Below are 25,383 nucleotides of genomic sequence, written 5' to 3' on the forward strand. Positions count from 1 at the left end.
TTCTCAATTCCTTTCAAAAAAGTCAGCTGCTTGCTCAACAAGCCGCTCTCTCAATGTCGTGTGAAGGGGCAACACTTGTTGCAACCCGTCCAAAATTTGTTTTCCATATCGCTTGGTTACCACCCGCTGATCCAATAAGAGGACCAGAGATTCCTGATCTTGAAAACGGCTGGTTCTCCCAATAGCCTGTTTTAGCCTTAAAATCGCGACTGGAAGACTATAGTCGTAAAAGGGATTTTTCCCCTGTTCTCTGAGTTTTGTATTCAGCTTTTGAACCATATAATCTTTAGGATTGTCAAAAGGAAGGCGCGTGATGATTTGAATCACTTCTTTTTGTTGAGAGAAATCGACTCCCTCCCAGAAGCTTCCTGTTCCCAATAAAATGGAGCTTTCTCCTCGGTCAAATCGCCGCTTAATATTAGCTGCATCACCATTTCGATACTGGGCCAAATGAGGAAACTTCAATGCGTTTGACGTCTCCAGTAACAATTCTTTTGAGGTAAACAAAAGAAAAATTGGTTTTCTTAGAGGAAGGAGTTCATCGATGAGCTGACAAATCTCTCTTGCATACTCCACAGAAGATAAAGAAACGACATCTGGAAAATCTATCGGCACCAACAATTCCTGGTGTTGTTTGACTGTTATTGGCACCCGGTAGATCTGCTGCTCTTGGTATCCCAAAAGGGTAGGTAAATGCACCTTTTTACTGATAGCGATCGTCGCTGATACAAAGAGCACGGGTACTTCTTCAGGCACAAACTCCCTAAAGGATAGCAAGTCCTCAACTCCTCCATGGAGACGAAGAATCTGGTGGCTTTCGACCACTTCCTTGTCCATCCAAAAGGTTTGGTAGCGCTCATCAAACAATTCTCTTAGATTCTCTAATGATTCATTTTTTAATTCCGATACATCCTGTCGCATTTTTTCCACTGTTTGATCTGATAAGATGGCTGGTTTTCCTTGTACAACTTCCTTAGAGCAGGCATTTAACTCAAATTGAATACTCTCCAGCAAACGCCTTTGCAGAAGATCTTTTTCCTCTTCGATGGCATGTTGCAAGCCTAGAAGAAGAGATTGCAAGTTTTCTTCTCTCTGTGAAAACTGCTCTAAAGCAAAGAAGAGTTTTTGCGCTTCATCCACTACCAGAACAGATTCTTGAAGTAGACTCTTATCATCTTCTAGACGAGTTAACAGATAGGCATGATTGGTCAGAATTACCCGGCTGGTTTTCACTTTTTCCTGGCCGAGACGCCAAAAATCTTCCTGATAAAAAAGTGAACGTTTCGACAATTGGCCATCGTGGCAAATGTCAGCTACAAAATGAAGATGACGATAGAGTTGGCCAATTTCACTGAGCTCTCCCGTTTCCGTCATGGTCAGCCAAACCAACAGTTGCATTTTAAAGCGTCGGATCATCCCATTATCTGACTCACTCTGTAAGGCCTCATAAAATTTATCGAGTTGGATGTAATCCTTGGGACTTTTCAGGCTATGAAAGGGAATTTGGAAAAGATCTTGGATAGTCTTTCCTTCCTTCTTCATAATTTGATCCTGAAGAATTTTAGTCGGAACACTGACAAGAATGCGCTTGGATGTTTTCGCCAAAAGCGTTAATAGATAGGCATAGGTCTTCCCAATACCCGTTGGCGCTTCAATAAAACTCGGAAGTGGCTGTTGCAAACTGTCCTCGATATAGGCAACAAATTCTCTCTGCTCCGGATAAGCCTCCATTCCCAACAACTGCATATTGAATTCAAACTGTTCAGACAAATGACGACTTTCTAAAAACTGCTGTGGCTTTCGCAGGTAGAGACCATGAACTTCTACTAAATGAGCTGGTAAAAAAAGGCTACTGTCTTCAAGCGCATCTTCTATTAAGAGTCGTGATTCATAAATCAAACAATCTGCCATCGAAAGAAGTTTTTCGATCAATCCCCTTGGCAAGCTCGCAATTTTCTCTCTCAATTTCAACAGCAACTGGGCTGTTGCCATAGCATCCGCTAAAGCGGAGTGAGCATGGTGCAACTCAATTTCCAGTTCAGCTGCAAGCGCTCCTAAATTGTAGCGTTCTAAAGTCGGATAGAAAATTTGAGACAATTCAACCGTATCAATCCGAGGAGTCGTTAGCTCAAATCCTTCCCAAAAGAGGGCTTCTGCCAATAAATTCGCATCAAATTTGACATTATGGGCCACAAAGACGGCATCTTCTATTAATTCAAAAATTTCTTTTGCCACTTGTGCAAACTCTGGAGCTTTTTTCAAGCGAGCATCTGTCAGGCCAGTCAATTGTTTGATATGCTCATCCAATCGTTCGTGGGGATTCACATCCGTCTCATAGGATTGCGTAATCCTCCCATCTTCAATGATGACAATCCCAACCTGAATGATCTTAGCATTGCTTCCAGCACTGGTCGCTTCCAGATCCACAATGGCATATTTCCGTTTCTGTCTTGTCATAATACTTAAAATTATATCACGTTTGAGCAAGCTCTGCAGATTTTTTTCTCCTTTCATGCTGACTTCAATCCTGTTATTTTCCTCGCAATTTGATACACTATTCTAGAAAGGAGTCCTTATGAAAATCTATCGTACCGTTAATCCTGTAGCTTATGAAAACACCTACTACCTTGAAAATGACCACTCCCTCATTCTTGTCGATCCAGGGAGTGACTGGGCAACTATTCAAAAACAAATTGATCGCATCGGAAAACCCATCGTAGCGATTCTTTTAACCCATACACATTACGATCACATTATGAGTCTTGAAAAGGTTCGTCAGACCTATCATTTCCCACCTGTTTATGTCCATTCAGCAGAAGCCAGTTGGTTGTCTTCTCCAGTCGATAATTTATCTGGTTTGGATCGTCATGCGGATTTAGAAGATGTGGTATGTAAGGAGGCCGACTTCCTTTATGACATTCGCTCCGATTACCAAATAGCTGATTTCCACTTTTATGTTCTGGAGACACCAGGCCACTCTGCAGGAGGAGTCTCTATCGTCTTTCCTGAGGATCACCTGGTTCTATCTGGTGATGCCCTTTTTCGCGAAACCATTGGACGGACCGATCTTCCAACAGGGAACGCGACACAGTTGCTTAGCAGTATCAGAGAAGAACTCTTTACCCTTCCATCTTCCTACACTGTCTATCCCGGTCATGGCCCTGAGACTTCTATTGGTCACGAGAAGATGTTCAATCCCTTCTTTAGACAATCCTAAAGAGTCCTTATCATCCTTCCTGTCCTCATAACAGTAGACAAAAAAAGCAAGTGCGAACTTGCTTTTTTATTATATCTTAAGAAAACGTCTCATGGAGATTGAAGAACCAATCGCTCCAATCAAAATTCCTAATCCAAAGAGGCCACCGACCATGATCGGTACCAAGAGATGAGGACTATAGAGATACAAGTTTTGATCTGCCAAGTTATTGTTCATAGATGTATAGACAACATTATAAACATAGAAGACCAAAGCTGAAGGAACCAAGGCTCCCAAAAGACCGATCCAAGCACCTTCTAAAAGGAATGGTGCACGAATATAGCCATTTTTTGCTCCTACCAGTCGCATAATCTTAATCTCACGACTACGTGAAATGATGGTAATCCGAATGGTATTTGAAATCAAGAAGACTGCGATGAAGATCAATAAAGCTACACCAATCAAGCCCCAGTTTCGGATAAAGGTTCCAAGAGCGAACAAGCGTTGGGTATCGACCCCGCCATCTTTAACCTCAGAAACTCCTTCAATTTTTTTGGCATCAGCCGAAACTTGCTTTACATATTTAGGAGCAGTCGTCTCTACATAATAAGCATCATAGAGAGGATTGGCATCTCCATCAAAAATCTTCCAGTTGTTCCCAGCCGTTTTGATCAGTTTATCATACTGTTCTTCCTTGCTAGAAAAATCAACCTTGTCAACATGTTTCATGGCTGTCAGAGCATCGTAGACCTTATGGTAGTTTTCATTGGTCACGGTTTGACCGTCTTTTTCAATTTGCTCACTCTGGTCTTGAATATCCTTGCGCATGTATACTACAACCCGCACACTATTTTGAATATCATCTGAAAGCTTGATAGTATTGGCAATAACTGAGGCGAAAATAGCAACCAAGCTAAGGGTAATCATAACCGAGCTGACCGCTGCAATCGTCATCCAACCATTTCGTTTCAAGCTTTTAAGCGATTCGATTAAGTGTCGGAAAAATCTTCTAATCATCGTATCCGTACTCTCCTTCCGCTTCATCACGCACTACACGACCATTTTCAATCGCGATGACACGGTGACGTAAAGTATTTACAATCTGGCTATTGTGGGTCGCCATCAATACTGTGGTCCCTTGCAGATTAATCCGCTCCAAAAGATTCATGATTTCCCATGAATTATCTGGGTCCAAGTTACCCGTTGGCTCATCCGCAATCAAGACTTTCGGATTGTTGACGATCGCACGAGCAATCGCAATCCGTTGTTGCTCTCCCCCTGACAATTCATTCGGGAATGAGCGGACCTTGTGTTTCAATCCGACAAGATCCAAAACTTCCATAACACGCTTTTTAATATTGCGACGTCGCTCACCGATAACTTGCATTGCGTAGGCAATATTTTCATAAACGGTTTTCTTTGGAAGCAATTTATAATCTTGGAAGACCACTCCCACATTGCGTCGCAACATAGGAATATCGCGTTTTTTGATTTTATCCAAATCAAAATCAGCTACTTTCAAACTTCCTTTATCGTGTTTGACTTCACGGTATAAAAGTCGAATAAAGGTCGACTTCCCTGCACCAGAAGGTCCTACGATGTAGGCAAATTCTCCTGGTTCAATTTGGACAGAGACCCCGCGAAGGGCCGTCGTCCCGTTGTCATACTTTTTGACAACATCTTTCATTTCAATCATTGACATGTAATGAAATTCCTTTCATTCTTTTCTGGTTGATTCCCTCGAGGTTATTGGAGACGCCATTTAAGGTAGGCATCGATAAAGCCATCGATATCTCCATCCATCACCTTGTCCACCTGCGCTACTTCGTAGTTGGTCCGGTGATCCTTAACCATGGTATAAGGGGTAAAAACATAGGAGCGGATTTGACTTCCCCAGGTGATTTCTTTTTTATCCCCTTTTAGAGAATCCACTTCTGCTGCTTTTTTCTCTTGCTCTAATTGGTAGAGTTTAGCTTGCAACATCTTCATCGCACGATCACGGTTCCCGTATTGGGTCCGATCCACGGTGGATGCCACTACAATCCCTGTCGGAATGTGGGTCAAGCGCACCCCTGTAGAGACCTTGTTGACGTTTTGTCCACCAGCTCCACCAGAGCGGAAGGTGTCCATCTTGATATCATCATCACGAACTTCGACTTCAATGGTATCGTCTAATTCGGGCATGACCTCAACAGATGTAAAGGAGGTATGACGACGTTTAGCGGAGTCAAATGGAGAGATTCGAACCAAACGGTGTACCCCCATTTCAGATTTCAGAAGACCGTATGCATGTGGCCCTTCAAAGGATAGGGTCACAGACTTGATTCCAGCCTCATCTCCAGCCTGATAGTCCAAGACTTCAACTTTAAAGCCGTGGGCATTTCCAAAACGAGTATACATCCGAAGAAGCATGTCGCCCCAGTCCTGAGCTTCTGTCCCTCCTGAACCTGGGTGGATTTCTAGGATGGCATTATTATTGTCATAGGGTTCAGACAATAGCAAGGTCATCTCATAGCTGGTCATACGTTTATCCAGCTCCTCCAACTTCTCGATCAATTCTTCTTTGACCGAATCATCTTCTGCCAAAAAGTCCAGTAAGATTTCTGACTCATCAAAGAGATCCACCATTTGATGGAAATTTTCATAGGTCTGCTTGAGTTCATTTAATTCTTGAGATGTCTTTTGCGCAGCAATGTTATCATCCCAAAAATCAGGTTCTGTCATTTTATTTTCTAAAATGGCAATTTCTTCTTCCAATGCCTCTAAGTCAAAGAGACCCCCTGAAAGAAGCTAATTTTTCACGATTTGCGTCAATTTTTTGACGAATTTCTGAAATGTCCATAAGTACCTCTTTCTATGTATCTAGTCTATTATATCATAACCTTCACTATTTGCCCACCTTCCAATATTGGATCTACTGGTTGACCACTGCCAAGCCAGCTGATTTTCAGCATTTTTTCTATTCATTTGTAACCTAATTGTTAGAAAAAAAGATCCTCTTATGCTAGACTGGTAGCATGACAACAGTAGCTTTTATGTCCGATTTACATATTGATTCAAACAACTTCGGCAAAGAAGAATTAGAGACCCTGATCACTCTTTTCAAGGACAAAAAAATTCAACATCTCCATATTGCAGGAGATATTGCCAACGGCTTTGAAAAGACGTCACAGGAATTTTTAGACCAACTCCGATATCACCTTCCAGTGACCTTTAGCCTAGGAAATCATGATATGCTGGGCCTATCAGAAGAAGCCATGAGACCTTTTGAATTTCAAAAGATTCCCTTCTCCAATCATACGCTTCTTGCCTTTTCGGGCTGGTATGACTACAGTTTTGTTCCTACTATCTCTCCCCAAAAACATCTCCAAACCAAAAATCTATTTTGGTTTGACAGACGCCTCCAACGAATGGGATCTGATCCAGCCATTACCAAACGTCTGTTGCAAGAGCTGGAACAAGAGCTCATGCGAGTAAACCAACCCCTGATCATCGCCATGCACTTTGTTCCTCATAGTCAGTTTCTCCTGCGCCACCCTTATTTTGAACGCTTTAATGCTTTTCTAGGGAGCCAAGCCTTTCATGAACTGTTTAGACAATATCCTGTCAAAGAGGTGATTTTTGGTCATAGCCACCATCGAATGCCAGCAACAACCATTGACAACATCACCTATCATGCCAGACCTTTAGGCTATGTCCGAGAATGGGAGCTCTGCAAACAATTTTTCGATGCTTTTCCTGAATATGATTTTCCAAAACGATACGATCCCTACAAACGCTATCGCAGAATTAAAGAACTCCCCGAATTTAAAGCATACAAGAAAAAACAGCTCGCTCATGAATTTTCTCAAGCCATGACGATCCTTGAACTATAAAAAAATTGGTTCCTTCGGAACCAATTTAGAATGTAGACAAACTATTTTAAAGTAAAATAAGTTAAGCGATTCTGCAAAAAAATAAATAAGTTCCAATTTTTAAATCGATCGAGAAAATACCTAAACTTTCCGCTGTGAGAAAAGTGCCTGAAACAATAACATTTCAGGCACTCGGAATTATTGAGACCCTAGGCTCAATAATTAGTCATGGAACTTCGAAGAAGTTCGCTGACGTCCGTACTCACCTAAGGAAAGTTTTTTATATGACTTTGTTTTCAATCTGAATTGGTCCCTCTGGGACCAATTTTTTTACTCTTCTGTATCCAAAAGATTTTTTGCAACGATTGCAGCCAGAACACCGCCAACGATTGGAGCCAAGATAAAGATCCAAATTTGTTGGAGGGCTGCACCACCTACAAAGAGTGCAGGAGCCAAGCTACGAGCTGGGTTAACAGAAAGTCCTGTAATGTTCAAACCAACAAGAATAATCAAAGTCAAGCTCAAACCTATGACAAGACCAGCGATTTTCCCATTACCTTTGGTAGCTGATGTCACTGTCATGATGACTAAGATAAAGATAAAGGACGCAATCACTTCAAACAAGAAACCGCCAAATGGAGTCACACCCTTCGCTAGGGCATTTTCACCAAGACTAGCTGTTGACATACCTGAATTTGACAAGAGGAAGAGAACTGTTGCAGATGCGAGAACCGCACCCACTACTTGCGCTGCAATATAATTAACCAAGTCCTTTGAAGACAAGCGTTTGTTCACAAACATGGCAATCGAAACAGCCGGGTTCAAGTGGGCACCAGAAACAGTCCCAATTGAGTAAGCTGCTGCAACAATGGATAAACCGAATGCCAAGGCAATTCCTAAATGTCCTAGACCTTCTGTTCCATTTCCAAAAACAACTGCGCCAGTCCCGATAAAGACAAGCATAAATGTGCCGATTACTTCAGCAAAAAACTTTTTCATAACTAAGTTTCCTTTCTTCAAACTGTTGACTAGTTTATCAAAAAACCACACGTACCTCAAGAAATATGCCCAGTCTATTTTGCCCGCAAAAAAAGCCATCCGAAGATGACTTTTTTTATGCTTAAATAGCGTTTTTATCTTTTCCAAGTGCACGTTGAACGGCTTTGACAATCTCAACGAGAACAACAATCAAGAGCGAACCAATCATAACAGCTAACCATTGTGTCAAACTCAAATGAGAGACATGGAAGAGTTTGTTAAATCCAGGGACAATGATGGTCGCCATCAAGAGAACAAAGGCAACTGGAATCGACCAGTTAAAGGTCTTGTTCTTGAAGAGTCCCACTTTAAAGATGGATTGGTAAACCGATTTAACGTTAAAGGCATGGAGCAATTGGATCAAACCAAGAGTTGCAAAGGCCATGGTCAAAGCGTCTGCATGGATTTCGGCACGAGTCGCATGTTCTGGATAGAGTAAGGCCCAGCCATAAACACCAAGAACCAGCATGGTTTGGAAGACACCTTGATAAAGAATAGCTCCGAAGACCCCACCGTCAAAGAAGTTAGATTTACGTCCACGAGGTTTGTGGGTCATGACACCTGGCTCAGCTGGTTCCACACCAAGAGCGATAGCTGGAAGAGTATCGGTTACCAAGTTGATCCAGAGAAGATGTACTGGTTGTAACACATCCCAACCAAAGAGGGTTGCAAAGAAGATGGTGAAGACTTCAGCCATATTGGCAGACAAGAGGTATTGGATAGATTTTTGGATATTTGAGAAGACCTTACGTCCTTCTTCTACCGCTACGATAATGGTTGCAAAGTTGTCATCGGCAAGGACCATATCTGATGCTCCCTTAGAAACCTCTGTACCTGTAATCCCCATACCGATACCGATGTCAGCTGTCTTAAGTGATGGTGCATCGTTGACCCCGTCACCAGTCATGGCAACAACTTTTCCTTCATTTTGCCAAGCTTTCACGATCCGAACCTTGTGTTCAGGTGATACACGCGCATAGACAGAGTATTGCTTGAAGACTTTTTGGAATTCTTCGTCAGAGAGTTCATTCAACTCAGCTCCAGTGAAGACATGGTCTTCGGTGTCATTTGGATCGATGATTCCCAGACGTTTGGCAATCGCTTCTGCTGTATCTTGGTGGTCACCAGTGATCATAATTGGACGGATACCCGCTTCCTTAGCGACACGAACAGCTTCTGCAGCTTCTGGACGCTCAGGGTCAATCATACCGACCAAACCAGAGAAGATCAAGTCAGACTCAACGATTTCAGATTCCAAGGTTGGAATTTCGTTACTTGTCTTATAAGCCATCATCAAAACACGAAGGGCTTGTTTAGCCAAGTCTTTGTTGGTAGCAAGTATAGCTTTCTTATCTTCATCCGTGATAGGACGAACTTCCCCATTAACTTCAATACGCGTCACACGTTTGAGCAATTGGTCAGGAGCTCCTTTGACAGCGATAAAGTAAGAACCGTCCGATTCCTTATGGATAGTTGACATAAGCTTACGGTCAGAGTCAAATGGCAATTCTGCCACACGTGGTTCATCCTTCAAAATTTCGCGAACATCAAAATTGTGATCCAAACCAAACTGTACCAAAGCAGTCTCTGTTGGGTCCCCAATCAACTTGCCAGATGGGTCCACCTTAGTATCATTGGCAAAGTTCATGATACGAAGGGTATTGTTGCTAGCAGCAATCTCAGCTGCTGAGCTTTGCAATTGACCGTTGGTGTAGACCTTCTCAACAGTCATTTGGTTCATAGTCAAAGTACCTGTTTTATCAGATGCGATGATTTCTGTTGAACCAAGAGTTTCAACCGCTGGTAATTTACGAACAATCGAATTGCGTTTGGCAAGGGTTGTAGTTCCCAAAGATAGAACGATAGTTACAATGGCAGGAAGTCCTTCTGGAATGGCCGCAACCGCAAGGGCTACCGCAACCATCAAGCCTTCTAATGGATGCTCTCCACGAACGAAGACGCCAACTAAGAAAGTAATGACCGCAATCACAACAATTAAGTAAGTCAAGGCTTTAGATAATTGTTCCAAGCTTTGCTTCAATGGTGTTTCAGTCTCATCGGCATTAGCCAACATATCTGCAATCTTACCAACTTCTGTATACATACCAGTGTTTGTTACGACACCAATACCACGACCATAAGTTACATTTGAGTTTTGGTAACCCATATTAACGCGGTCCCCAATACCAGCATCTGCTTCAACAAGTCCTGTCACATCTTTTTCAACTGGCACAGACTCCCCTGTAAGAGCTGCTTCTTCAATTTTAAGAGAAGCTGCTTCAAACAAACGCATATCTGCAGGAACCACATCTCCAGCTTCCAGAAGAACGATATCACCTGGGACCAATTCTTTAGAATCAATTTCAATCACGTGACCATCACGGCGGACACGCGCTAATGGACTAGACATGTTTTTCAGCGCTTCGATAGCTGCTTCGGCTTGTCCTTCTTGGTAGACACCAAAGGCTGCGTTCAAAACAACAACGGCTAAGATGATCATGGCATCTGTAAGGCCGTCCATTCCTTCTGTGATCACAGAGAGAGCTGCAGCGATCAACAAGATGATGATCATCAAATCTTTAAACTGATCGATAAACTTAGACAAGAGGCTACGTTTTTCACCTTCGTCCAGTTCATTATGACCATAAATCGCTAAACGTTCTTGAGCTTGAGCAGTTGACAAGCCTTCAATTGAAGAGTCCAATTCCTTTAGAACTTCTTCTTTACTCTGTGTATAAAACAAAGCTTTATTTTGTTCTTTTGACAAAATAATTTCCTCCTTATAGCTTTCTACTAGGTCTCTTTTGCACAAAAAAGAGACCTGTTTGAAAAAACAAGTCTCGCCGTTTAATATAGTGCCGGAAATAATTTCGTAATGACGACACTATCGCGGAAAACCGCCAGCTACTCCCTTGAGTGGTTTTATTATACCATTTTTATAGAATAAAGCAAGCGGGATCTAGAATAATTTAATGAGGATTATTCTTCCCATTCCACCAGTAATTGATAATTAGCAAATTCCTGTTCTCCATCGAGAGTTAACAAGCGATAAGAGACTTTCAAATGACCTGCTTCTAATTGAAAGAGGTCTGTTGTAATCAAAAACTGCTGAATGCCCATCGGAGTTGGGATGATTGCCCCACCATCTTCATTTTTGTAGAAACGCATGATGGATTTAGGACTTGAGAATCGTGTCATGACCAATTCATCATTGGAAAATTTCAAAGCAACCTTTTCATCTTCTTCATTGGTATACAAGAGATATTGAAAACCTGCTTTTTCCTTCCATTCACCTTGATAGTACTGATCAACAATTTCCATTTCTTCTCCAAATCGAATGGTATTTTGAATGCGAATCTGCATCTTTGTCTCCTTCTCTTCTTTTCTTGCCTTACTATTCTATCAAATTTTACGCATTTTGACTGCCCCTATTAGCCTCTATATCGCAAAATAGGCTTTTTTTTGCTATAATAGACCCATGAATGAAAAAGTCTTTCGCGATCCCGTGCATGATTACGTTCATGTGGATCATCCCATCATTTATCAATTAATTAATAGTAAAGAATTTCAACGACTACGCCGCATCAAACAACTGGGGACATCTGGTTTTACCTTCCACGGTGGGGAGCATAGTCGTTTTTCTCACTGTCTTGGCGCCTATGAAATTTCAAGACGCATTCTGTCCATTTTTGAGGAAAAGTATGCAGAGCAATGGAACTCTGATGAAAACTTACTGACCATGACAGCCGCTCTTCTTCATGACATTGGACATGGTGCCTATTCCCATACCTTTGAAGGACTGTTTGGGACCGATCATGAAAAAATGACCCAGCTGATCATCACCAGTCCAGAGACGGAGGTCAATCAGATCCTCTTACAGGTAGCTCCTGATTTCCCAAATCGTGTAGCCAGCGTCATTGATCATACCTACCCCAATAAACAAGTGGTGCAATTGATTTCTAGTCAAATTGATGTGGACCGGATGGATTATTTACTGCGGGATGCCTACTTTACGGGTGCTTCCTATGGAAAATTTGACTTGACCCGTATTTTGCGCGTTATTCGACCGATTGAAAATGGCATTGCCTTCCAACAAAATGGCATGCATGCTGTCGAGGATTACGTGGTCAGCCGTTACCAAATGTATATGCAGGTCTACTTCCACCCAGCTACTCGTGCCATGGAAGTCCTCCTTCAAAATCTACTCAAACGCGCTAGAACCATTTATCCAGATCAGAAAGAGTATTTTCAACTGACTTCACCTCGCTTGATTCCATTTTTTGAAGAAGAAGTCACTATCCAAGACTACTTAAATCTAGATGACGGTGTGATGAATACCTATTTCCAAGTCTGGATGGATAGTCCGGATACCATCTTGTCTGATCTTGCTCAGCGCTATATTAATCGGAAAGTCTTTAAATCGACTCTATTTACAGAAGATAAGCGAAAAGACTTAGCAATCCTTGAAAAACTGATTAAAGAGGTTGGGTTTAATCCAACCTACTACACCGCTATTCATCAAAATTTCGATCTGCCCTACGATATTTATCGACCAGAGCTTGAAAAACCGCGGACCCAGATCGAGATGATCCGAAAAGATGGGAGTCTCGCTGAATTGTCTCAGTTGTCTCCACTCGTCGCTGCTTTAGCAGGAACTCGCTATGGGGACAACCGCTTCTATTTCCCAAAAGAAATGCTGGAGGTTAATGGACTTTTCAGTAAGCAAGTAGAGGAATTCACTTCCTATATCACCAATGATTATTTTACAGGAGAGACGGATGTCCATTAAATTAGTTGCGATCGATATCGACGGTACACTTCTCAATTCAAAAAAAGAGATCACACCTTCTGTATTTGAAGCCATTCAAGATGCTAAAGCCGCAGGCGTTAAAATCGTTATCACAACAGGTCGTCCTATCGCAGGGGTCTCAAAACTTTTAAAAGAACTCCATTTGATGGATCCTGGAAACTATGTCATTACCTTTAATGGCGGTCTGGTTCAAGAAACCGCTACTGGAAAAGAACTCATCAAGGACCTTTTAGATTATGAGGACTATCTCGATATCGAGTCTCTTGCTAACAAACTCCAAATCCACTCTCATGTGATTACTAAAGATGGCATCTATACCAGCAATCGCGATATCGGACGCTACACCATTCATGAATCTCAACTGGTCAATATGCCCCTTTATTACCGGACGCCTGAAGAAGTTCGTGAGAAAGAATTTGTCAAGGCCATGTATATCGATGAACCAGACATTCTAGATGCTGCGATTGCAAAAATTCCTAAAGAATTCAAGGACCGCTTCACCATGGTCAAATCAGCCCCTTTTTATTTAGAAATTCTAGGGAAAACAACTAATAAGGGATCAGCTGTTCTTCATCTAGCTGAACGACTTGGAATCCAGCAAGAAGAAACCATGGCTATCGGAGATGAAGAAAATGACCGTTCCATGCTAGAAGTCGTGGGACATGCTGTCGTTATGGAAAATGGCAATCCAGCTCTTAAAAAAATTGCTACAACTATTACCAAATCAAATGATGAATCTGGCGTTGCATACGCCATTAGAAAGTGGGTATTATAAGAAATGTACCATTACCAGCTAGGAATTTCTGCTAGTGCGCATGATGCCTTTGTTATTCAGAGTGACCAAACCAATCTCTTACAAAGCAGCTCATGGGCAAAAATCAAAGATAATTGGGGAAATGAACGGGTTGGTTTTTATCAAGAAGACCAATTAGTCGCTGTTGCAAGCATCTTGATTCAACCCCTGCCACTTGGCTTTTCTATGCTCTACATTCCTCGAGGCCCAATCATGGATTACCAGAACAAAGAGCTGGTTTCATTTGTGATCCAGTCCCTTAAAAAGATAGCCAAACAATACAAGGCCTTGTTTGTGAAATTTGATCCAAGTCTTTTCTTGAGTAAACAATTGATTGGACAAGAAAATACGGAAACCACTGATGTGCAAGCAGTGATCGACACCTTAACTAAAGAAGGGGTTGAATGGACTGGCCGAACCAGTGATATAGCAGAAAATATCCAACCACGCTTTCAAGCGAATATCCACAAAGAGTTTTTCACCGAGCAAGATCTTTCAAAATCTACTCGACAAGCCATCCGAACTGCCCGAAACAAAGGGATCCAAGTCCAATTTGGCGGAACCGAATTGTTAGAGGACTTTGCTTCTCTCATGAAAAAGACTGAGGCTCGTAAAAGCATTCATTTACGTGGAAAAGACTACTACGAAAAACTGCTCACAACCTACCAAGGACAATCCTACATTACTTTGTCTACTCTAGATCTCGAGAAACGGAAAACCTCCCTTATAAAAGATCTTGAAAAAAACAAGGCAGAGGCTGAAAAATTCACAGAAAAAACAAAGCCTGGCAAGGTTGAGAATAACCAAAAAGAAAAAGAGCGGATAGAGGAAGAACTGCAATTTCTTGAGCAGCATCTCCAAGCAGGTAGACAGATCGTTCCTTTATCTGGGACCTTAAGCCTTGAATTCGGTGGGACGTCTGAAAATGTTTATGCAGGGATGGATGAAGAATTCCGCCGTTACCAACCTGCTATCCTCACCTGGTATGAAACTGCCCAACACGCTTTCGACCGTGGTGCTTCTTGGCAAAATATGGGGGGCATTGAAAATTCACTCGATGGTGGTCTCTATCATTTCAAATCAAAATTTAATCCTGTCATTGAAGAATTTGTTGGGGAATTCAACCTACCAACCAGTCCACTTTATCCACTTGTAAACAAAGTCTACAAGATCCGGAAAAAATTAAGGAGTAAATAAAGTTACATGACTCTTACGACAATTTCAAAAGAAGAATTTACCTCATTTGCAAATACTGTCTCCCATCGCTCTTTTATCCAGTCTGCTGAAATGGCAGATCTGCTTGAAAAGCGAGGAAACACGGTCCAATTTATCGCTTGGAAACAAAAAGATCAAGTCCAAGTGGCAGCGATCTTGTACAGTCTTCCTATGACAGGTGGTCTCCATATGGAAATCAATTCTGGCCCTCTTTACCAAGAGGAGGCTATGCTAGAACCCTTCTATGCAGCTTTAAAAGACTATGCGAAAGAAAATGGGGCTATTGAACTCGTTATTAAGCCCTATGATACCTATCAAACCTTTGATAGTGACGGCAATCCAACCAGTGAAGAGCAAACCCATTTTATGGATAACCTTAAAAACTTGGGCTATCAGCATGATGGTTTAACAACAGGTTATCCAGGTGGAGAAGGTGATTGGCATTATGTGAAAGATATGGAGGGCATCACCGAAAAAAATCTTCTCAAGAGCTTCAGTAAAAAAGGAAAGCCACTTGTCAAAAAAGCCAAATCTTTCGGTATTGAACTGAAACGATTAAACCGAGATGAACTGCAACTCTTTAAGGATATTACTTCCTCTACCAGTGACCGTCGCGACTATCAGGATAAGACCTTGGATTATTACCAAACTTTCTATGACAGTTTTGGCGACAATGCCGATTTCATGATCGCAACACTGAACTTCCACCATTACTACACGAATCTTGAAAAAGACCAAGGAAAACTAGCACAGAAGATTGAGAAATTACAGAAGGATCTTGAAGTCAACCCCAATTCAGAGAAAAAACAAAATCAACTTCGTGAATTCTCTAGCCAGTTTGATACCTTTGAGGTGAGAAAGAAGGACGCAAAAGAATATATTGAAAAATATGGAGATCAAGACGTCATTCTTGCAGGAAGCCTCTTCGTCTATATGCCACAAGAATCCACCTATTTATTCAGTGGCTCTTATACAGAATTTAATAAGTTCTATGCTCCTGCCGTTCTCCAGGAATATATGATGCTTGAAACCATCAAACGTGGCATCCCAAGATATAACTTCCTTGGTATTCAAGGAATCTTTGACGGCTCAGACGGTGTTCTTCGTTTCAAACAAAACTTCAATGGTTACATCGTTCGTAAGATGGGGACCTTCCGTTATTATCCACGTCCTCTTAAATACAAATTGATTTCTCTCATCAAGAAACTTTTGCGTCGTTCATAACTCAAAAGACCAGCTTTGAAGCTGGTCTTTTTTACTATAAAAAAGACGAGAAATCTCTCGCCTTTTAGATGTTATTATTTAACGAAGTCAAGCAATGCCAAGAAGCTTTCTGGATCAAGTGATGCACCACCTACAAGAGCTCCATCAACGTCTGGACAAGCCATGTATTCAGCAACGTTTTCAGGTTTCACTGAACCACCGTATTGAACACGTACTTTGTCAGCCACTTCTTGACCAAAATCAGCAGCTACAACGTCACGAACAACTTTACACATTTTTTGTGCGTCGTCTTGTGAAGCTGATTTACCAGTACCGATAGCCCAGATTGGTTCGTAGGCGATTACTGTTGAAGCGACTTGTTCTGCAGTCAATCCAGCAAGTGCAGCTGAAACTTGAGCACCTACAAATTCTGCCGCTTTACCAGCTTCGTAAGTTTCAAGGCTTTCACCACAACAGATGATTGGAAGCATACCGTTCGCAAAGATTGCTTTTGCTTTTTTGTTGATGTCTTCATCAGTTTCGTGGAAGTAATCACGACGTTCTGAGTGACCGATAACAACGTAGTCAGTACCGATTTCGTTCAAAACTTGTGGGCTAGTTTCACCAGTGAAGGCACCAGCATTTTCAAAGTAAGTGTTTTGTGCAGCAACTTTAAGGTTTGAACCTTTAGCAGCAGCAAGTACAGCTGTCAAGTCAACTGCAGGAGCCGCGATACCAGCTTCAACAAGATCAGCTGAAGGAAGTTTTGATGCTACAGCTTCAACGAATGCTTTTGCTTCTTCTGGATTTTTGTTCATTTTCCAGTTACCAGCGATAAATGGTTTACGTGACATTTCACATACCTCTTTTTTCTTATTTTATACTATCTATTTTACCATAAATTTCGTCATAATGAAAGGTTGCACAAGCTCATTTTACTTTTTGTAAAAAATAAAAACCCCGTCTCCACGGGGTTTTCTGTCTGTCTATATAATTGTTAATCTGGGAACTAGATCGAATTAAGCTTCGATTTCAGTAACCATACCTGAACCAACAGTACGTCCACCTTCACGGATTGAGAATGTAGTACCTTGTTCAACGGCGATTGGGTGGATCAACTCAACGTCGATAGTCACGTTATCACCAGGCATTACCATTTCAGTTCCTGCTGGAAGTTCGATAGATCCAGTTACGTCAGTTGTACGGAAGTAGAACTGTGGACGGTAGTTGTTGAAGAATGGAGTATGACGTCCACCTTCTTCTTTAGTAAGGATGTAAACTTCACCTTTGAATTTAGTGTGTGGGTTGATTGAACCTGGTTTAGCGATAACTTGTCCACGTTCGATTTCATCACGTTGGATACCACGAAGAAGCACACCAACGTTATCCCCTGCAAGACCTTCGTCAAGTTGTTTACGGAACATTTCAACACCAGTAACAACTGCTTTTTGGATTTCTTCTTTGATACCAACGATTTCGATTTCGTCGTTGACACGAACAACACCACGGTCGATACGACCTGAAGCAACTGTACCACGTCCAGTGATTGAGAATACGTCTTCGACTGGAAGAAGCAATGGTTTGTCAGTATCGCGTTCTGGTTCTGGGATGTACTCATCAACAGTATCCATCAATTCCATGATGATGTCTTCATATTTAGAGTCACCTTCAAGAGCTTTAAGAGCTGAACCTTGGATAACTGGAAGGTCATCACCTGGGAAATCATATTCTGAAAGAAGGTCACGGATTTCCATTTCAACCAATTCAAGCAATTCTTCATCGTCAACCAAGTCAACTTTGTTCATGAAGACGATCAAGTGTTTAACACCAACCTGACGTGAAAGAAGGATGTGTTCACGTGTTTGTGGCATTGGTCCATCAGTTGAAGCTACTACAAGGATAGCTCCGTCCATTTGAGCGGCACCAGTGATCATGTTTTTAACATAGTCCGCGTGTCCTGGAGCGTCGATGTGAGCGTAGTGACGTTTAGCAGTTTCGTACTCAACGTGTGCAGTGTTGATAGTGATACCGCGTTCGCGTTCTTCTGGAGCAGCATCGATAGACGCATAGTCTTTTGGTTGGTTAACTGATGAAGGCAAGCGACGTGCCAAAACAGTTGTGATTGCTGCAGTTAGGGTAGTTTTACCGTGGTCAACGTGTCCGATTGTACCGATGTTAACGTGCGGTTTACTACGATCGTATTTTTCTTTTGCCATTTGAGTAAAAGCCTCCAATAAAATATATTTTATAGATAGACAGTAGGCAATACAGTCTAACTTTCCTTACTATTCTATCGAATTTTAGATAAAATTGCAAGCCTTTTACCTATATTTTCTTAATTATTCCTCTTCTTTCCTTTTGTTTTGTCCTCTTGCTGAAAGATCCTGATCAAGCTTTGAAAATCCTCATTTGAAATCTTTAATTTAAACTCGTTAAACATCTTCTATCACTTCGTTTCAGAGCAGAAAAAATCGGAACAATGTTCCGATTTTTTTAACCTGAATTTCGTAATCCTGTAGCCACTCCATTGATGGTGATATGGATTAGCTTGTCTTGATCGGCTGATAGTTGTCCAGTCCGTTGACGTCGAATCAATTCTAACTGAATATAGTTCAAGACGTTAAAGTACGGCATCCGATAATCCAAACTTTCTTTCAGATAAGGGTTTTCCGCGAGCAATTCGTCATGCTCCTCAATCATCAGGATGATATCCTTGGTCAATTGCCATTCATGTAAGATAATCTGATAGATATTGCGGACTTCTTCTTCCTCACACAATTGCGCATACTCAAAGGCAATATCCATGTTGGCTTTGGATAAGACCATGTCCACATTTGACAAGAGAGATTGGAAGAAAGGCCAGTTCTTATACATATATCGAAGGGTTTCAATATTCTCAGGATCCTCATCGATAAATTCCTTAAAGCTAGAACCTACTCCATACCAACCAGGGAACATCACCCGACTTTGTGACCAAGAGAAGACCCATGGGATAGCACGCAAACCACCAATTTCTGTAATAGTCTTACGGGCAGCTGGACGCGAACCAATATTAAAGCTAGAAATAGCTTTGATCGGACTTGATTCAAAGAAGTAATCATAGAAGTGCTCATTTCCAAAGACCAAATCACGATAGATATCGTAACTGCGATTCACGACTTTATCCATGACTTCCCCGAAACGATCAAACATAGAAAATGGACTCTTTTGTTCTGAAATCATGCGGTTAATAGTTGCAGAAACAAGCATCTCAAGGTTGTAGTAGGCGGCATCTTTGTTCCCGTATTTATTGCCGATCACTTCCCCTTGCTCCGTTAAGCGGATACGGTCATTAATGGATTTCAACGGTTGAGAAGTGATGGCTTCATAGGTAGGACCGCCACCACGTCCAACGGTACCACCACGTCCATGGAAGAAGGTAATCTTCACTCCAAACTCATCTCCGATAGCAGTCAATTGTTGTTGGGCTTTAAAGAGGGTCCAACAAGAAGACAAATAACCACCATCCTTGTTAGAATCCGAGTAACCTAACATAATTTCTTGATAGTTGTTCTTAGAAGCAATCCAACGTTTGGCAATCGGAAGAGACAAGTAGCTTCTCATAGTTTCTTCTGAATGATCCAAATCCTCGATTGTTTCAAACAAAGGTACGATTTGCACGCGAGCTTTTTCTGTATCAACTAAGCCCACTTCTTTCAACATCACAGCCAATTCCAACATATCTGACACACTGGTTGCATGAGAAATGATGTTTTGACGAATGACTTTTTCTCCTAAACGATCCTTCAATTCACGGGCCGTTTGGAAAATCGCTAATTCTTTTTCAAGCAGTTCAGATTTTTCAGCATGAGTTGCTGATAAAATACGTGGATCTTCTAAAAGTTCTTTCAAGAGAACTTGACACTTTTCATCCTCTGATAAATCAGAATAGTGGTCATTAATCCCTGCTGATTTCAGCAATTCTGCCACACAGGCTTCATGTACACTCGAATCCTGGCGCATATCAATAGAGGCCAGATAGAATCCAAAAACATCGATGGCTTCTAGAAGTTCTGCAAACTCACCAGAAATTAAATACTCTGATTTGTTTTCTAACAAGGAATCTTTGATCTTTTCAAGGTCTTCTTTAAATTCTTGAGCTGATGCATAAGCTGGAGCTTCTTTCTCAGAAATTTTCTTTAGAGCCCCAGAGATACGATTGCCGATATAATCAGAAACTGGCCCTTGTTGATGAGCATTTGCTCCTAATAACCTCTCGACAGCATAACGATCTTCTCTAGTTTCCCCAACCATAGTCCATTCTTTTAAATTGACCAAAGTCTGGATCAATTTTGACTGGATATAGTGGAAAGCCCGACGGTATGGTTCTTTTTCACGAAAGACAGATGTATCACTTGATAGGGCGGCCATTTCAGCTACTGCTTCACTTGTTTTAGAAAGACTCGTTGAAAGGGAGAAATGACGGTATAATTTAGAAATCTTTTCGATGTAATAGTTCAAAATGACTTCGCTTTGAATAGTTGCTGAACGCTTCAAGGTCTCAGCTGTTACAAACGGATTCCCGTCCCGGTCTCCCCCGATCCACATGCCCATTGTGATCGGACGTGGTTGTTCAAGCTCTAATCCATGCTCTTTTGCCAAGCGTTTGTATTCCAACATAAGATTTGGAACAGCTTGTAAGAAAGAGCTATTGTAATATTCCATGACGTTGGTGATCTCATTGGTAACCTTCAATTTTTTGTCACGAATCATATCCGTTTGCATCATGATTTCGATATTACAACGAAGATTGTTATACCACTTATTCTCATTCATTAAACCAGCTTTAACATCCCGGTGCTGACGAAGAAGAGCATGAATATGATTGGTTAGATCCAGCATGGTTTTTCGTTGCACTTGAGTTGGATGGGCTGTTAAAACAGGTACAATATTGAGATTTTCAAGAATTTCTTGTGCATCTTCATTTTTCGCAACTTCTTTGATGGTTGAAGAAAGTTTTCCGAGGTATTCACCATCCACGTTATTCAAATGATTGATTTCATAGGCCAAATCGACATCTTCTGAGATGTTAATCAAGAGTGGTAAAATCGCAAAATAACGTGAAATCACTGTCATTTCTTCATTTGTCAATTGTTCCACTATTTGATTCAACTCACGATAGTTCTGTGTTTTTGATAGATCCTTCAACTGCCTAATTTTATCAAAGGTTTCCGGACAAACCAAATTTTTCGTAATATCATCTAATAAATTGGTTAAAATTTCGGCTTCTTCTTTGATAATATCTTTATTTGTGAAGTTCTCTAATTTTTGTAAGACCATTTTTTCTCCTTTTTGAATAGCCATTCAACAATTCCCTTTTAATAATAAGGTTTGATTTTACCTTTTTCTTCAAAAACCATGCCTTCTTGTTCCATCTTAGCCCGTTTTTCACTAGCGTCGATATTCAAAACGAAAGCAATCGCTACGGATAAGACCCATAAGCTATTTCCCCCTTGGGATAAGAAGGGGAAGGTCACTCCTGTAGACGGAATCAAACCAGAAATTCCTCCGATGTTAATGAAGGTTTGCACTAAGATCATCCCACCGATCCCAATGGCCATCATCGAATTAAAAGGATTCTTTGCTCGAATACCGACTAAAATGATCCGAAGAATTAAAAAGAATAGGAGAGCAAGGATCAAGCTAGCTCCAACAAAACCTAATTCTTCAATCACGATCGCAAACACAAAGTCTGTGTGCGCTTCTGGTAAGTAACCTTGTTTTTCAATGGAATTTCCTAGCCCTAAGCCAAACCAACCACCGTTACTCATGGCATAGTAAGAATTAGCTAATTGGTGACCTGCGCCAGACAAGTCATTAAAGGGGTTAAAGAAGGCACTAAAACGTTTGGCCACATAACCAAAGACAGGAATTTTAGCGACACGGTCCACACCGATGATCCAAATTGAACCAAGGACAATGGTGGAGGCTCCAACAACTAAACCAAGTAAAGAGGTAAACCAACGGTAGCCCACTCCACTAGCCGTAATCATGATCAAGACCGTTAAGGCCAAGATCGTCGCATTTCCCAAGTCCGGCATAATCACAACGATTCCAATCAGAATCAAGGTCAGCCAACGCCAATCGTTTAAATTCCTTGGAATCCATTCATTGTGGGTCAAGGCTTGATAATCATAATCGCGTATCTCGTCTTGTCGTTTAGAAAAGATCAAGGCCAGATACCAGACTAAGATCACCTTGAGGTATTCTGCTGGCTGGATACTAAACATTCCTGCAATCGTCAACCAACCGTGAGCTCCATTGACCGTATCCGTGATAAACCTAGACAAGATCAATAAAATCACCTCAATAAAGATGACAAAAGCTAATACTTTTTTATTTCGCAGGAAGTCTAGGCTAAATTTATAAATCAAGGCAATGGTTAGGAGACTAAAGATGAAGAAGAACCCCTGTGTCCGTACCATTCGAATCGAACTCACTCCACTTTGAATTGCCAAGGCACTTGTTGTCGAATAAACGACAATCAAGCCAATGATGGATAAAATCAAATAGGGAATGAGGATGGAATAATTTAAAAGATGTCTTTTTTCAATTTTCATAATTCACCATATTCCTAATGTTCAACCTTCATTATATCATTTTTGAGAAGCAAAACCAAGGAAAGGTCCGAAAAGATTCGGCTTCTTCTCAATTTTCGAGAAATACTCTAGTCATTCTTCTTATTTTCATATATTTTTATCCTTTTTCGATGAAAAGATTCCTTTTTATTGAAAATAATGGCTGAAATCGTGATCTTTTAAGCATTAAGTTTTGCCTTTTCGTCTTATTTACGGTAAAATGATTTTGTATGAGAAAAAGGATAAAACCCGTTGTTCTCTTGATCTTTTTTATCGGTATCATTTCTTTTCTCGTTCTTTCACGAACGATTGCCGATCTGCAAGTAAGAGAGCGACAAGCAACAACCAAAACCATTCCGAACTCCAATACACCTAAAAAAACAACCACTGCAAGCTCTTCTTCTAAAAAAGAAGAAGATATCAATCCAGAACTGGTTGGCCGCCCGATCATTGATATCTCTGGCTGGCAATTGCCTAGTGAAATTGACTACGATGTTCTCTCCCAAAATGTAGGAGGTGTGATCGTTCGTGTCCATAGTGGGGCTCAAGCTAAAAAGGAAAATGCTGCGACCCACTTAAATGGTCTGGATAAATCCTATAAAACCCATATCCAAGAATTCCAAAAACGAAATATCCCAGTCGCGGTCTATGCTTATGTCGCTGCTAAGGATAAAAAAGAAATGGAAAAAGAAGCAGAAGAATTTTACAAGGCTGCTTCTCCTTACAAACCGACCTACTATTGGTTAGATGTTGAGGAAAAAACCATGAAGGATATGAACGCAGGTGTTGAAGCTTTCCGAGCAAAACTACAAGCTTTGGGTGCCAAAAATATTGGACTCTATATCGGAACCTACTTCATGGAAGAACATAGTATCTCCACTGATAAATTTACGGCTCTTTGGATTCCTACTTATGGATTTGACGATGGCTACTATAATGCTGCACCAGATACCAATACGGAATACGACTTGCATCAATATACCTCTCAAGGGCAATTAAATGGATTCTCACACTACTTGGATCTCAACCAGATTGCTCCGACGCAAGACCAAGAAGCGATTTATCGGAAACTATTCAAGGTACAAAAAGATGGCTCTTCCTCATAGCCTCAAAACAGCAGATCAAGTGATCTTCACTTTTTCTGCTGTTTTCTATGTTTAGAGGCTTAGACAATATCGCAGCTATTATATGTTATAATGGTCTAATGAAATCTGATTTTGTAGAGAAAAAGAGAAAAGGAGAAAGCCATGGCAAAAAAAAATAAGGTGAAGAAAACCTTGGTCGAGCAGATCTTGACTAAAGCAAAAATTGAGCACATAGGCTTACAAATCAACGCTTTAGAAGGGATCTTACCAGAAGAAATTGATCGCTCTACTATTTTCAAAACCCTAGCTCTTAAAGGAGATAAAACGGGGCCCGTGATTGGGATCATTCCTATTACAGAGCATCTTTCAGAGAAAAAGTTAGCCAAATTATCAGGGAATAAGAAAATCGCTATGATTCCTCAAAAAGATCTTGAAAAAACAACGGGTTATGTTCATGGGGCCAATAATCCGGTGGGCATTCGCCAAAAGCATTCTTTTCCTATTTTTATCGATGAATCAGCCCTTCAGTTAGAAACCATGATCGTGTCTGCTGGGGAAATTGGCCATAGTATTCAAATCAAACCACAACTTCTAGCAGACTTCGTAAAGGCGACTTTTGCAGATATTTTGGAATAAAGACAGAGAAGGAGACAAGATTGTGAAACTATATTTTATTCGACACGGACGGACAGAATGGAATGAAGAAGGACGTTTACAAGGATCAAATGGCGATTCTCCGCTATTACCAGCCTCCATTCATCAGCTTGAAAAATTAGGAAAGCATCTAGCTACTGTCCCTTTTGATGCAGCTTTTGCAAGTGATCTGCCACGGACAGTCCATACTGCACAGATCATTCTCGATCAATTGGAGACACCTCTAAAATTGCAACCAACGCCTGCTCTTCGTGAGTGGAATTTGGGAAAAATAGAAGGAGCTAAAATTTCTACCATTTCGGCCATCTATCCCCAACAAATGGATGCGTTTCGACATAACCTCGCTCGTTTTCAAAATGAAATCTTTGATGCAGAATCTGTTTATGAAACAACCAAACGTACCTGTGATTTTGTAAAAAGTCTGAAAGGAAAAGAGCTCGATACCGTTCTCATTGTTGGACACGGAGCTAATTTGACGGCTTCTATTCGAACCTTGCTCGGTTATGAAACAGGAGAACTTCGCAAAAATGGCGGACTAGACAATGCCAGCGTGACGATTTTGACAACAGATAATTTTGAGCACTATCACTTAGAAAAATGGAATGATACCTCTTATATAGAGGACTAAAAAAACACTGATCGCAAGATCAGTGTTTTTTAGAATGCAGGCAAACTGTTTATCACCTAAAATAGCTAGTTGAATCTTCAAAAATATGATTCTATTTTCTTTAGTTAGTTAAGTTTATACAAAACTTTCCGCTGTGAGAAAAGTGCCTGAAACAACTGTGTTTCAGGCACTCGGAATTATTGAGACCTTAGGCTCAATAATTAGTCATGGAACTTCGTAGAAGTTCGCTGACGTCCGTACTCACCTAAGGAAAGTTTTTTAGAAGACTTTTCTTCAATCTGATACACTGA

The 25,383-nt window shown here is 41.0% G+C and carries 20 protein-coding genes; 9 read left to right on the forward strand and 11 right to left on the reverse strand.

The genetic code is table 11. From position 1 onward, the window contains the following. Window positions 1–3 precede the first annotated feature (3 nt). Window positions 4–2,457, reverse strand: a complete 2,454-nt coding sequence (locus ACESR9_RS05185) for a bifunctional DnaQ family exonuclease/ATP-dependent helicase (protein WP_155199832.1) — start codon at window positions 2,455–2,457, stop codon at window positions 4–6. A 118-nt stretch (window positions 2,458–2,575) separates the two neighbouring features. Between ACESR9_RS05185 and ACESR9_RS05190 the strand changes: the two genes are divergently transcribed. Further along, a complete protein-coding gene (locus ACESR9_RS05190) occupies window positions 2,576–3,217 on the forward strand; it encodes an MBL fold metallo-hydrolase (protein ID WP_155199804.1) in 642 nt (213 codons plus the stop codon). Between the two features lie 69 nt (window positions 3,218–3,286). Here ACESR9_RS05190 and ftsX read toward each other — a convergent pair whose 3' ends face one another. The 3 genes from ftsX to prfB all read right to left on the reverse strand — a co-directional run bounded on the left by ftsX (window position 3,287) and on the right by prfB (window position 6,038). After that, window positions 3,287–4,213 (reverse strand): permease-like cell division protein FtsX, encoded by a 927-nt coding sequence (gene ftsX, locus ACESR9_RS05195; protein ID WP_042759907.1) that lies wholly within the window; start codon window positions 4,211–4,213, stop codon window positions 3,287–3,289. Beyond that, window positions 4,206–4,898 (reverse strand): cell division ATP-binding protein FtsE, encoded by a 693-nt coding sequence (gene ftsE, locus ACESR9_RS05200; protein ID WP_003008021.1) that lies wholly within the window; start codon window positions 4,896–4,898, stop codon window positions 4,206–4,208. Before ftsE ends, ftsX begins: the two co-directional genes overlap by 8 nt. Before the next feature lie 44 nt (window positions 4,899–4,942). After that, window positions 4,943–6,038, reverse strand: a protein-coding gene (gene prfB / locus ACESR9_RS05205) for a peptide chain release factor 2 (protein WP_100209015.1) whose coding sequence is annotated in 2 segments (ribosomal slippage) — window positions 4,943–5,965 and window positions 5,967–6,038 — 1,095 coding nt in all. Because the reading frame shifts where the segments join, the coding sequence is not laid out codon by codon here. Window positions 6,039–6,213: 175 nt separating this feature from the next. On the opposite strand from prfB, the gene ACESR9_RS05210 reads away from it, so the two are divergent. Continuing rightward, a complete protein-coding gene (locus ACESR9_RS05210; protein ID WP_155199806.1) occupies window positions 6,214–7,071 on the forward strand; it encodes a metallophosphoesterase in 858 nt (285 codons plus the stop codon). Window positions 7,072–7,380: 309 nt separating this feature from the next. On the opposite strand, the gene ACESR9_RS05215 is transcribed toward ACESR9_RS05210, so the two are convergent. The 3 genes from ACESR9_RS05215 to ACESR9_RS05225 all read right to left on the reverse strand — a co-directional run bounded on the left by ACESR9_RS05215 (window position 7,381) and on the right by ACESR9_RS05225 (window position 11,451). Continuing rightward, on the reverse strand, window positions 7,381–8,049 hold the full coding sequence (locus ACESR9_RS05215; RefSeq protein ID WP_045759670.1) for an MIP/aquaporin family protein: 669 nt from the start codon (window positions 8,047–8,049) through the stop codon (window positions 7,381–7,383). Between the two features lie 121 nt (window positions 8,050–8,170). Continuing rightward, entirely contained in the window at window positions 8,171–10,855 is a 2,685-nt protein-coding gene (locus tag ACESR9_RS05220) for a cation-translocating P-type ATPase (RefSeq protein ID WP_155199807.1), read from the reverse strand. 212 nt (window positions 10,856–11,067) lie between these two features. After that, complete coding sequence (locus ACESR9_RS05225) at window positions 11,068–11,451, reverse strand: YwiB family protein (protein WP_049483366.1); 384 nt, start codon at window positions 11,449–11,451, stop codon at window positions 11,068–11,070. 115 nt (window positions 11,452–11,566) lie between these two features. On the opposite strand from ACESR9_RS05225, the gene ACESR9_RS05230 reads away from it, so the two are divergent. Genes ACESR9_RS05230 through ACESR9_RS05245 form a run of 4 tightly spaced genes read left to right on the forward strand, consistent with a single transcriptional unit; the run spans window position 11,567 to window position 16,130 of the window. Beyond that, on the forward strand, window positions 11,567–12,877 hold the full coding sequence (locus ACESR9_RS05230) for an HD domain-containing protein (protein ID WP_155199808.1): 1,311 nt from the start codon (window positions 11,567–11,569) through the stop codon (window positions 12,875–12,877). After that, on the forward strand, window positions 12,867–13,673 hold the full coding sequence (gene yidA / locus ACESR9_RS05235) for a sugar-phosphatase (protein ID WP_287311439.1): 807 nt from the start codon (window positions 12,867–12,869) through the stop codon (window positions 13,671–13,673). The genes ACESR9_RS05230 and yidA overlap by 11 nt, the downstream gene beginning before the upstream one ends. A 3-nt stretch (window positions 13,674–13,676) precedes the next feature. After that, window positions 13,677–14,888, forward strand: a complete 1,212-nt coding sequence (locus ACESR9_RS05240) for an aminoacyltransferase (protein WP_373105877.1) — start codon at window positions 13,677–13,679, stop codon at window positions 14,886–14,888. Between the two features lie 6 nt (window positions 14,889–14,894). Beyond that, the gene (locus tag ACESR9_RS05245; protein ID WP_155167517.1) at window positions 14,895–16,130 is read left to right on the forward strand and encodes an aminoacyltransferase; all 1,236 of its coding nucleotides are present in this window, start codon (window positions 14,895–14,897) and stop codon (window positions 16,128–16,130) included. A 74-nt stretch (window positions 16,131–16,204) separates the two neighbouring features. Here ACESR9_RS05245 and tpiA read toward each other — a convergent pair whose 3' ends face one another. From tpiA to ftsW, 4 genes are all read right to left on the reverse strand, one after another. Continuing rightward, window positions 16,205–16,963, reverse strand: coding sequence for a triose-phosphate isomerase (gene tpiA, locus ACESR9_RS05250; RefSeq protein WP_373105879.1), 759 nt, complete (start codon window positions 16,961–16,963; stop codon window positions 16,205–16,207). Window positions 16,964–17,128: 165 nt separating this feature from the next. Next, window positions 17,129–18,325 (reverse strand): elongation factor Tu, encoded by a 1,197-nt coding sequence (gene tuf, locus ACESR9_RS05255; RefSeq protein ID WP_003002543.1) that lies wholly within the window; start codon window positions 18,323–18,325, stop codon window positions 17,129–17,131. A 277-nt stretch (window positions 18,326–18,602) separates the two neighbouring features. Then, complete coding sequence (gene ppc / locus ACESR9_RS05260) at window positions 18,603–21,428, reverse strand: phosphoenolpyruvate carboxylase (RefSeq protein ID WP_373105881.1); 2,826 nt, start codon at window positions 21,426–21,428, stop codon at window positions 18,603–18,605. A gap of 38 nt (window positions 21,429–21,466) precedes the next feature. Beyond that, window positions 21,467–22,708, reverse strand: a complete 1,242-nt coding sequence (gene ftsW / locus ACESR9_RS05265) for a cell division peptidoglycan polymerase FtsW (RefSeq protein WP_373105883.1) — start codon at window positions 22,706–22,708, stop codon at window positions 21,467–21,469. A 248-nt stretch (window positions 22,709–22,956) separates the two neighbouring features. Here ftsW and ACESR9_RS05270 point away from each other — a divergent pair, with 248 nt between their 5' ends. From ACESR9_RS05270 to ACESR9_RS05280, 3 genes are all read left to right on the forward strand, one after another. Then, window positions 22,957–23,832 (forward strand): GH25 family lysozyme, encoded by an 876-nt coding sequence (locus ACESR9_RS05270; protein ID WP_151378631.1) that lies wholly within the window; start codon window positions 22,957–22,959, stop codon window positions 23,830–23,832. Window positions 23,833–23,973: 141 nt separating this feature from the next. Continuing rightward, window positions 23,974–24,447, forward strand: a complete 474-nt coding sequence (locus ACESR9_RS05275; protein ID WP_315376719.1) for an aminoacyl-tRNA deacylase — start codon at window positions 23,974–23,976, stop codon at window positions 24,445–24,447. A 22-nt stretch (window positions 24,448–24,469) separates the two neighbouring features. Continuing rightward, window positions 24,470–25,093, forward strand: coding sequence for a histidine phosphatase family protein (locus tag ACESR9_RS05280; protein ID WP_373105886.1), 624 nt, complete (start codon window positions 24,470–24,472; stop codon window positions 25,091–25,093). Window positions 25,094–25,383: the final 290 nt, after the last annotated feature.

The organism is Streptococcus parasanguinis, from assembly GCF_964238605.1.
Classification (GTDB): Bacteria; Bacillota; Bacilli; order Lactobacillales; family Streptococcaceae; genus Streptococcus; species Streptococcus parasanguinis_AJ.

Excerpts from the sequence above, each read along its gene's own strand:
- ftsX (WP_042759907.1), bottom strand. The coding sequence starts at position 4,213 with ATGATTAGAAGATTTTTCCGACACTTAATCGAATCGCTTAAAAGCTTG.
- tpiA (WP_373105879.1), bottom strand. The coding sequence starts at position 16,963 with ATGTCACGTAAACCATTTATCGCTGGTAACTGGAAAATGAACAAAAAT.
- ACESR9_RS05275 (WP_315376719.1), top strand. The coding sequence starts at position 23,974 with ATGGCAAAAAAAAATAAGGTGAAGAAAACCTTGGTCGAGCAGATCTTG.
- tuf (WP_003002543.1), bottom strand. The coding sequence starts at position 18,325 with ATGGCAAAAGAAAAATACGATCGTAGTAAACCGCACGTTAACATCGGT.
- ACESR9_RS05185 (WP_155199832.1), bottom strand. The coding sequence starts at position 2,457 with ATGACAAGACAGAAACGGAAATATGCCATTGTGGATCTGGAAGCGACC.
- ACESR9_RS05215 (WP_045759670.1), bottom strand. The coding sequence starts at position 8,049 with ATGAAAAAGTTTTTTGCTGAAGTAATCGGCACATTTATGCTTGTCTTT.
- yidA (WP_287311439.1), top strand. The coding sequence starts at position 12,867 with ATGTCCATTAAATTAGTTGCGATCGATATCGACGGTACACTTCTCAAT.
- ACESR9_RS05190 (WP_155199804.1), top strand. The coding sequence starts at position 2,576 with ATGAAAATCTATCGTACCGTTAATCCTGTAGCTTATGAAAACACCTAC.
- ACESR9_RS05225 (WP_049483366.1), bottom strand. The coding sequence starts at position 11,451 with ATGCAGATTCGCATTCAAAATACCATTCGATTTGGAGAAGAAATGGAA.
- ACESR9_RS05230 (WP_155199808.1), top strand. The coding sequence starts at position 11,567 with ATGAATGAAAAAGTCTTTCGCGATCCCGTGCATGATTACGTTCATGTG.
- ACESR9_RS05240 (WP_373105877.1), top strand. The coding sequence starts at position 13,677 with ATGTACCATTACCAGCTAGGAATTTCTGCTAGTGCGCATGATGCCTTT.
- ppc (WP_373105881.1), bottom strand. The coding sequence starts at position 21,428 with ATGGTCTTACAAAAATTAGAGAACTTCACAAATAAAGATATTATCAAA.
- ACESR9_RS05210 (WP_155199806.1), top strand. The coding sequence starts at position 6,214 with ATGACAACAGTAGCTTTTATGTCCGATTTACATATTGATTCAAACAAC.
- ACESR9_RS05245 (WP_155167517.1), top strand. The coding sequence starts at position 14,895 with ATGACTCTTACGACAATTTCAAAAGAAGAATTTACCTCATTTGCAAAT.
- ftsW (WP_373105883.1), bottom strand. The coding sequence starts at position 22,708 with ATGAAAATTGAAAAAAGACATCTTTTAAATTATTCCATCCTCATTCCC.
- ACESR9_RS05270 (WP_151378631.1), top strand. The coding sequence starts at position 22,957 with ATGAGAAAAAGGATAAAACCCGTTGTTCTCTTGATCTTTTTTATCGGT.
- ftsE (WP_003008021.1), bottom strand. The coding sequence starts at position 4,898 with ATGTCAATGATTGAAATGAAAGATGTTGTCAAAAAGTATGACAACGGG.